We start from the raw sequence: 7,481 nt of genomic DNA, 5'->3' as shown, positions 1-7,481 counted from the left end.
ATCCGAGCAACCCTCGTCTTTTAATCGCACGAAAGGGCGGGCCACCGATCTCCGCCTCGGAACATGACGTCTAGCGCGTTTGAGTTCCGGGAGCGGACTGGCAGGACTTGGCCCCTCGGGCACCAGCTAAACGTCGACGATAACGGGAGGTCCTAAGCCGCCAACCCGTAGTCGTTTCAGTGACGGGCTGCTGAGATCGACTTCAATTTCTGACGTGAAGGGAACTGCGTAAGTTTCGGCGTCGAATCCCCTGAAAGCGACTCCGGCAGCCTTCATCGCCTTGAATACCTTGCAAACGGCAGAAACGAAGATGGGCATCAAGTCCAAATAGATTGATCTTCGGGTATCGGTCACGTAAGCCGCGGTCGCGGATTGCCGGAAGTTTGAGCTGCATATCGATCCCTTCCATCCTCCGCACTGCCTTGTCGCTGCCGACGGTGGTGTCGAGGTACGGCGAGGCGCATGAAGGATCAAGCCGCGCGTCAAGATCGTCCAGCCTGACGCAATGGGACGTCTGGATTGGAGTGCCATGAAGCGTGGGGTGGCGCGCAAGAAGGAAGGAAGCGCCGCACCAGCGATCCAGATCGGTATCGAGGTACAGACGACGATTCAAACTGTGGAACAGGGGATGATTACGATGATGGATGGCATTGCGTACCGCTAAGAGCACGGTGGTATCGCCGCGACCGAAATATGGGAACAGACCCTTCGAGACATCATAGAGCGTGTGAAAGGCCTCAAGCTTCATTTCGAAAGTGCGATCTAGGTTGTCAATCGCCTCCTCGGGATCAACTTTGAATAGCTCACCAAAGCGCATATGCGTCTCGACATACATTCGCATGATGTTCGCTAAGCTGCCCATCGCTCTTTCTATGATCTGATTGCTGCTCAATCGTGTCGTTCCGATATGGTGGCCATCGTGCAGTCGCCACGCCAAGCCGTTGTCCCAACGACGCGTGCCGCGGAGCGCTTCTTGTAGACCGACGGTCTTGGTTGACCAAGATCAATGGCAGCCTTCCGACCTTTGAAGTCCAGCAGCCGCCAGTCCGCTTCCGGCCCAAATAAGACGTTCATGGTCGTCGTTATGGGCGCTTGTCGCCGGGTAGGCGAAGGCTTGATGTAGGCAAGCCGTTGTAGCTCATAACTTGACGGACCAATCCGCTCTGTTTCTGAGCCGCCATGCCGCCATTGCCTCCGTGGCCACTTCTCAGAGCGCACCAGCGACCTCTCGAACGGGCTGATCTGGCCGAAGGACGGCTGAAGCCTCGACCGCCTATGCCGCAATGGCGCGTCGCGAGTTTCTTCCCCTGGGCTAAGCCCATTCCTCGCGCAACCAAGAAACGCGCGCCTGCGCCATCCTCCGCTCTGCTGCGGTCGCAAGCGATGCGGCGGCGGTCGCCTTCGGCCTCACGATCGCCATCGAGGCCGCATGGTGCGGGCTCGGAAACGAAAACGGAGACTGAAAAATGGCCACCATCGGCACCTTCAAGAAGACCAATGCGAACGAGTTCACCGGCGAGATCATCACCCTCAGCGTCCAGGCCAAGGGCGTGCGCATCATCCCCGACACCCGGGCCAGCGGCGAGAACGCCCCAAGCCACCGCGTGGTGGTCGGCAAGGCCGAGATAGGCGCCGCCTGGTCCAAGCGCTCCAACGAAGGCCGCGACTATCTCGGGCTCAAGCTGGACGATCCGAGCTTCACCGCTCCGATCTACGCCAATCTCTTCGCCGACGAGGAAGGCGAGGGCCATAGCCTGATCTGGTCCCGCCCCAACCGCCGCAGCGGCGAGTGAATCGGCAGACGCCTCGCCCGACACCGGGCGAGGCGTCCTCTGATGCTGACTGCGAAACCTTACTACGATGGATCAGAGCGGCTGGCGAGCCGGACGCCCGCACCACCGCCATTCTCCGGGATGAACTGAATGCCTGCGGATTCGAGTGCGCGTCGCAACGCGTCAATGGTTACCCTGTTTGCACTTATTGGACCGGTTAGAGGCTCTAGTCGTTTGATCGTAGCGAGCGAAACCTTGGACCGTTCCGCAAGCGTTTTCTGATCCCATTGAAGCAAAGCACGTGCGGCTCGAATTTGTCCGCTTGTAAGTTCAGCTATACCAAAAGTATCATTTGATGCCATAGGGCTTGATTTTTTGCCTGCGTTCACTTAAATCACCGCTAGTTGCCACCGCCTGCGACCCACGAGAGATCATCTCCAGGTCATGGACGGGGGTGAAACGGTCGAGCAGGGTGCAGGAACACCTTGCCCGACCTGACCAAAGCCAAGCTGTGTGGGAGCTCGGATCATGGCTGATTCCGACAATACCACGACTTTGCCTTCCGTCACGCTTGGACGGGAGATGCAATCTCTGTTGACCAAAGACCGTGCTGGCTCTTCAGCCGAAGCTCCGTCGTCACTCGATCCCGCACTTCTCCTGTCCCTTGCCTGGATTGATGCCCATATAGAGATGCTGGCTTCGTGCGTCCGGCAGCAGCATGAAGAAGAGGAGAGGCTGTTACAGCACGAATTCTTGTCCGTCGGCGCTCTTATTGGGCGCGGGGAGGGGGCTAGCGCCGACTGCGACGATCTCGATGGCCGGGAAGAGAATGCCGCGGACAAGGCCGACGCCCTGTTGGCTGAGATTGCCGCGACGCCGGCACAATCGTTGGCAGGCGTGGTCGCCAAGCTTGCGGTCGTAGTTCGGGAAGCGAAGGACAACACCGATCTTTGCGAATTTCCGCTTCCGCAGATCCGCTCTGCCTTGGCCGATCTGCGGCGCCTCGCTGATGTCACGATATGCGACCAGCCGGTCGGCTGGCCCGCCGGCGACCAGTCGATCGGCTCGCTGTTCGAGCAGCCCGCCTCGTCCTTCGCGGCCTGGCGCGCCTTCAGCGCGTGGAGCCAAGGTGATGACGAGGCCTATCGCAGCTGGACGAACACATTCAAAATACTGCAGGGCGCAAGCCAATAGGCCTTGCTAGCGCCCCGGCCTGATCGCTCGCCGCCGGGTTCTCTCCTCGTCCGTTCGTCAATGACGGAATCCAAGGATTTCGCTTAACGCCGCATCTCCCTATCAAATCCTTGAGAAGGGAAGGATGCGGATGAAGCCGGATACATCGCAGTGGCGTGACCCACAGGCATATGCATTCATCAAAGGCGCAGCCGCCGATGAGATTGCCTGGGAATTCCTGCGCCGCAATCCGCGGTATCAGCAGGACTTCGCCACCTCGCGCTCGGCTAAGGCGATGCGCGCATTCCGCAAGCGCTGGGGTTTGCAGTTTCGCCGCCCGGCCTGACCAGTCCGCGGTAGAGCAGCCCGTCTATTGGGCACCGGAGATCAACCCTGGGGTCGTGAACCTTGTCGAGGTTCCGCCGGATCTGCAAACGCGGGAGGGCAGCGCCTTCGACGTACCGCTTGCCGCGGGCCGACGTGACGAACTCGGCCTTCACATGCGCTCTTCACCGGGCGGCACGCAACTGGCGCTTCTCGGCGACACCAAGCCAGCCGAACCGCTTGCCGCCATCATCCCGCTCGACGACATGGCGCACGATCGGCTGCAAGCCATCGAACGGTTCATCCGCTCGATCCACAGGCCGCACCTTCCCGACGCGCGGTTGACCGCGGCGCAGCGCCGGCGCCTTGCCCACATGCTGCGATGCCTCGATGGTCGGGAAGAGCAGGCGTCCCATTTCGAAGTCGCGACCGCTTTGTTCGGCCGACGGCTGGTCAGCGCCGCCGACTGGCACGACTCGGCTTTTCGCTATCAGACGCATCGCTTAGTGCGCGACGGCCTGAAGATGGTCGAGCGCGGCTACCGCCAATTGCTCCGCGCGCGACGGCGTCATTCCTGAAGGTTCAGACGCCGCCTTGCTCAGTGCGGACGATATGTGAGCGCCACGACACCATTCGCGAAGCGGTGCGTGCGGACGAGTTCCATGTTCATCTTGTCCGCATCGATGTCCGCAAAAGCGCGCCTGCCCTCACCGACTTTGGTAGGCATGATTAAAAGGTCGTATTCATCGACTAAGTTGTTGTCCAACAGTGTCTTGTCTAGCCCGGTGATACCGTATTTCAGGATATGCCCGCCGGCCTGCCTCTTGAGCGTGGCAAGTCCTTCGGCCACATCGCCTTTGATAAGTGACGCGTTCCACTTGACCTCGTTGAGCGTCGTTGACGCTACCAGCTTCTTCAGCCCGTTGATGCGATCCATGTAAGCGCTTCCGGTCGCGTTTGGCCACACCGGAACGAAGTATTCATAGGCTTTGCGCCCGAGAAGGAAGAACTCGACGTCGTCTAGCTTCCGATGGGCAAACGCTTTGACCTCGTCGTCGAAAAACCGTGAGGCCCAGGTCATCGGCGACTCGACGATGCCGTCGAGGGAGACGAAGCTCGAAACCAGCAGTTTTCTCATGTCATCACTCCTTGTGTTGCGTGCCAAAACACAGGCGGGCCCATCTGGGTCGCGCCTTTTAATCTCTCCACCTGTCGTCGGCGAGGAGTACTCGATTGCGCTAACCATCGCCGGTCCCGTCGCCCTTCTTGCGAAGCGGATTGGCTACCGACATGACGCCTCAGCGCGCCGGTAGCGATCGGCACATGGACGTCGCTGTGGCGAACATCGATCAACCGGCGCCCCTGGCGCGTTCCGGCCCGATTCAGTCCAGGGATCGCATCCATCTGGTCACGAAGTCCGGTGACGATATCTGAAAGAAATTGGCGCCTCAGCATTCACGGCCCCCTCTCGTTGTGGCGAGATGGAGGAGGGCAACGAGCGTGAAAACGCCAGCTGTCGCGACGCACGCCGTACTGAACCCGATCGCTGTCGCAAGGCCGCCGAACGCAAACCCGCCGAGACCGAGGCCCGCGTCATAAGCGCCGTTCCACAGTGCGCTTGCACCATCCACCTGCGAGGGAGCCGCGCGGGCGAGCAGCTCGGCGAGGGTCGCGGTTTGCAGCACGCCGAAGGCTATCCCGCTCAAGAGCATGCCGGAGAGCACCTCTGCCTCGCCCGTGGCGGCCAGGCCGATTGCGGCGACGACACACGCGGCGAGGCCAGCGAGCATAGGCAGGCGCGTGCCGTGCCTGTCGACATGCCGTGCCGAAAGCCAGCGGGTAACGGGTGCTCCCAAACCCTGAAGCAGCAGGCCCAGTGTGATCGTCCCGCTGGTCGCCTCCGGATGGGCGAGAGGAAGGAAGGTGACCGTTGCACCGACAAGGACCGCGCCGCAGCCGAGCGAGATCGCCGGCCAGATCGCCACGGCCAAAGGCGGAAAGCAATGAGCCTCGTGCGTTTCGATCTTCCTCTCGGAAGGAAGGACCGCGGTCGCGGCAAGGGCGGCAAAGGCAAGCGCCGCCGCGCAGACGGCTGTCCCCGGTGCAGCGAGATTCGTCAGCACCCAAGGGCCAAGGGGAACGGCCACGATCGCCGGAACCGCCGACGCGACCCCATATATGCTCATGGCTTCGGCACGCCGCGACGGCGGTGCCATCTGGGCCGAGAGACCGCTGGCGGCGACGAGCAGCACGCCAAGTGCAAGCCCGCGAACTGCGCAATTCAGGAGCAGCAGCGCAAGCGAAGCAGGAAAGGCCGTAAGGCAGGCTAGACCGAGCAACCCGAGGGCGAGCGCCAGCGCGCCCTTGCGACCGACGCGGTTGGTCACATGCGGCGCGGCAATTTCGCCGACGATGGTGGCCGCCATCAAAGCGCCGGTTGCGGCGCCTGCGCCGCCGGTCCCTCCGATAGCCGACGCATGCGCCGGAATGGCCGACAGGAGCAGATAGAAGCTGCTCATTGCTGAAAGCATCACGCCTGCAACGCTCAGCATGGGAGCCATCAAAATTGGTTCAGGAGCGGTTCGCGCCCGTGGCGCGGTAGTTGCGGTTGTCGCCATGGCCTTGTTCTCACAGATGACGAGGCCAGGCTTACCGTGCTACTGGTCTTAACGACATGGACAGTTGTCGAGGAGTTTTGTTGACCAGTTTGAACGCGGATATCGCTCTCAGCCTTGACCGCTCCATCGATGAGAGCCTCGGCAGCCAGCTCCGCCGCGGCCTGCTGACCCGAATTCGATCCGGGGCCTTGCGGCCTGGCGTCCTCCTTCCCTCGACCCGCGCGCTTGCCGCTCAACTGGGTGTCTCGCGGCCACTTGTGGTCGACGTGTATGCGCAACTCGCCGCCGAAGGATTCCTGACCGTGCGTCAGGGCGCACGGCCGATGGTCGCCGCCGGCTTGGCGAATGTCGCCGCCCCGGCAGAGCAGCGGTCCGCCGATGAAGTGATCCGCTACGATCTGCGCCCGGCCATGCCGGACGTGGGCCATTTTCCGCGCAAAGCTTGGGTGAGCGCCGTCAGGCAGGTACTCCAGACGCTTCCGGCGAGCGATCTCGGCTATGGCGAAGTTCGCGGGAGTTCCGTGCTTCGGGTTGCGCTCGCCGATTATCTCGGCCGCGTGCGCGGCCTCATCGCCGACCCCTCATGCATCTTCATCACCAGCGGCTTTGCCGAAGGGCGCGCGCTGGCCTGTGTTGTTCTGCATGCGGTCGGAGTGCGCAGGGTTGCGGTCGAGGATCCGGGCTACAGCGATTGGGTCGCGGTCGACAAAGCCGGGTTGGTCCGGGTGCCGGTGCCGGTGGATGAGGATGGGATCGACGTCGACCAGCTCATCGCGACTGGCGCCGATGGAGCGCTGGTCACGCCCTCGCATCAGTTTCCGGTTGGCGGCGTGCTCAGCGCGGTTCGGCGACAGCGCCTGGTCAAATGGCTTCATGAGACGGACCGCTACATTCTTGAAGACGATTATGACGCGGAGTTCCGCTACGATCAGGCGCCGGTCGGGGCGCTGCAGGGTCTTGCTGCCGATCGCGTCATGTACGCGGGAACCGTAAGCAAGACGCTGGCACCAGCGTTGCGCCTTGGCTGGCTTGTCGTTCCGCCGCAATTGGTCGCGTCGATGGTTGGAGAACTTCGGCGATGGAGTGAAGGACCTCCGCGCATCGATCAGGATGCGCTTGCGCACCTTCTGCAGTCGGGCACCTATGATCGGCATTTGAGAAAGATGCGCCGCATCTACCGTGATCGCCGGAACAGTCTGCTGAGCTGCTTGAGGTACGAACTCCCGGACGTCGAGGTCGAGGGCGCGGCAGCGGGTCTCCATCTAACAGTGCGACTGCCCGCAACCATTGATCGAGCCGGTGAGGCCGACATCGTCGCGCTTCTGCGAAGACGGGGCGTGGCGACCGAAGCGTTCGGGCGATATTCCCAAACCGCGGCCGGGCCACGGCGCTTATTCATCGGCTACGGCCGAATTGCCGACAGCGCCATTGCTTCCAGCGTGCGTTTGCTCGCGCAGACCATCCGTGATGTCTCGACCCGGTGAAGTCCGGCGATCGCGTTCGTTGCATGCATTCTTGCCATCGCGCTGAGCCCTCGATGCATGGTTCCGATCCGCGAGCTTCTAACCGAACGTGCCAAGTTTTTGAATTGAGG

The 7,481-nt window shown here is 61.9% G+C and carries 8 protein-coding genes; 5 read left to right on the top strand and 3 right to left on the bottom strand.

Annotated features, from left to right (window positions below; genetic code table 11):
• Positions 1-202: 202 nt before the first annotated feature.
• Entirely contained in the window at positions 203-892 is a 690-nt protein-coding gene (locus LB528_RS21810) for a hypothetical protein (protein ID WP_224517490.1), read from the bottom strand.
• A 574-nt stretch (positions 893-1,466) separates the two neighbouring features.
• Here LB528_RS21810 and LB528_RS21805 point away from each other — a divergent pair.
• The 4 genes from LB528_RS21805 to LB528_RS21785 all read left to right on the top strand — a co-directional run bounded on the left by LB528_RS21805 (position 1,467) and on the right by LB528_RS21785 (position 3,847).
• Positions 1,467-1,793: a DUF736 domain-containing protein gene (locus LB528_RS21805; RefSeq protein ID WP_224517488.1), complete on the top strand. Its 327-nt coding sequence runs from the start codon at positions 1,467-1,469 to the stop codon at positions 1,791-1,793.
• A 507-nt stretch (positions 1,794-2,300) separates the two neighbouring features.
• On the top strand, positions 2,301-2,966 hold the full coding sequence (locus LB528_RS21795) for a hypothetical protein (protein WP_224517486.1): 666 nt from the start codon (positions 2,301-2,303) through the stop codon (positions 2,964-2,966).
• 130 nt (positions 2,967-3,096) lie between these two features.
• Positions 3,097-3,291, top strand: a complete 195-nt coding sequence (locus tag LB528_RS21790; RefSeq protein ID WP_224517484.1) for a transcriptional regulator domain-containing protein — start codon at positions 3,097-3,099, stop codon at positions 3,289-3,291.
• Positions 3,292-3,346: 55 nt separating this feature from the next.
• A complete protein-coding gene (locus LB528_RS21785) occupies positions 3,347-3,847 on the top strand; it encodes a DUF2285 domain-containing protein (protein WP_224517482.1) in 501 nt (166 codons plus the stop codon).
• Between the two features lie 20 nt (positions 3,848-3,867).
• Here the strand turns inward: LB528_RS21785 and LB528_RS21780 are convergent, their stop codons facing one another.
• Together LB528_RS21780 and LB528_RS21775 are read right to left on the bottom strand one after the other, a co-directional pair.
• Entirely contained in the window at positions 3,868-4,407 is a 540-nt protein-coding gene (locus LB528_RS21780) for a dihydrofolate reductase family protein (RefSeq protein WP_224517480.1), read from the bottom strand.
• 310 nt (positions 4,408-4,717) lie between these two features.
• Entirely contained in the window at positions 4,718-5,887 is a 1,170-nt protein-coding gene (locus tag LB528_RS21775; protein ID WP_224716270.1) for an MFS transporter, read from the bottom strand.
• An 80-nt stretch (positions 5,888-5,967) separates the two neighbouring features.
• Here LB528_RS21775 and LB528_RS21770 point away from each other — a divergent pair, with 80 nt between their 5' ends.
• Positions 5,968-7,371, top strand: coding sequence for a PLP-dependent aminotransferase family protein (locus LB528_RS21770; RefSeq protein ID WP_224716269.1), 1,404 nt, complete (start codon positions 5,968-5,970; stop codon positions 7,369-7,371).
• The last annotated feature ends 110 nt before the right edge of the window (positions 7,372-7,481 follow it).

The organism is Mesorhizobium sp. CA4, assembly GCF_020165075.1.
Classification (GTDB): Bacteria; Pseudomonadota; Alphaproteobacteria; order Rhizobiales; family Rhizobiaceae; genus Mesorhizobium.
Note: the sequence above shows the minus strand (reverse complement) of the source record. Positions and strands in the feature narration are given on the sequence as shown.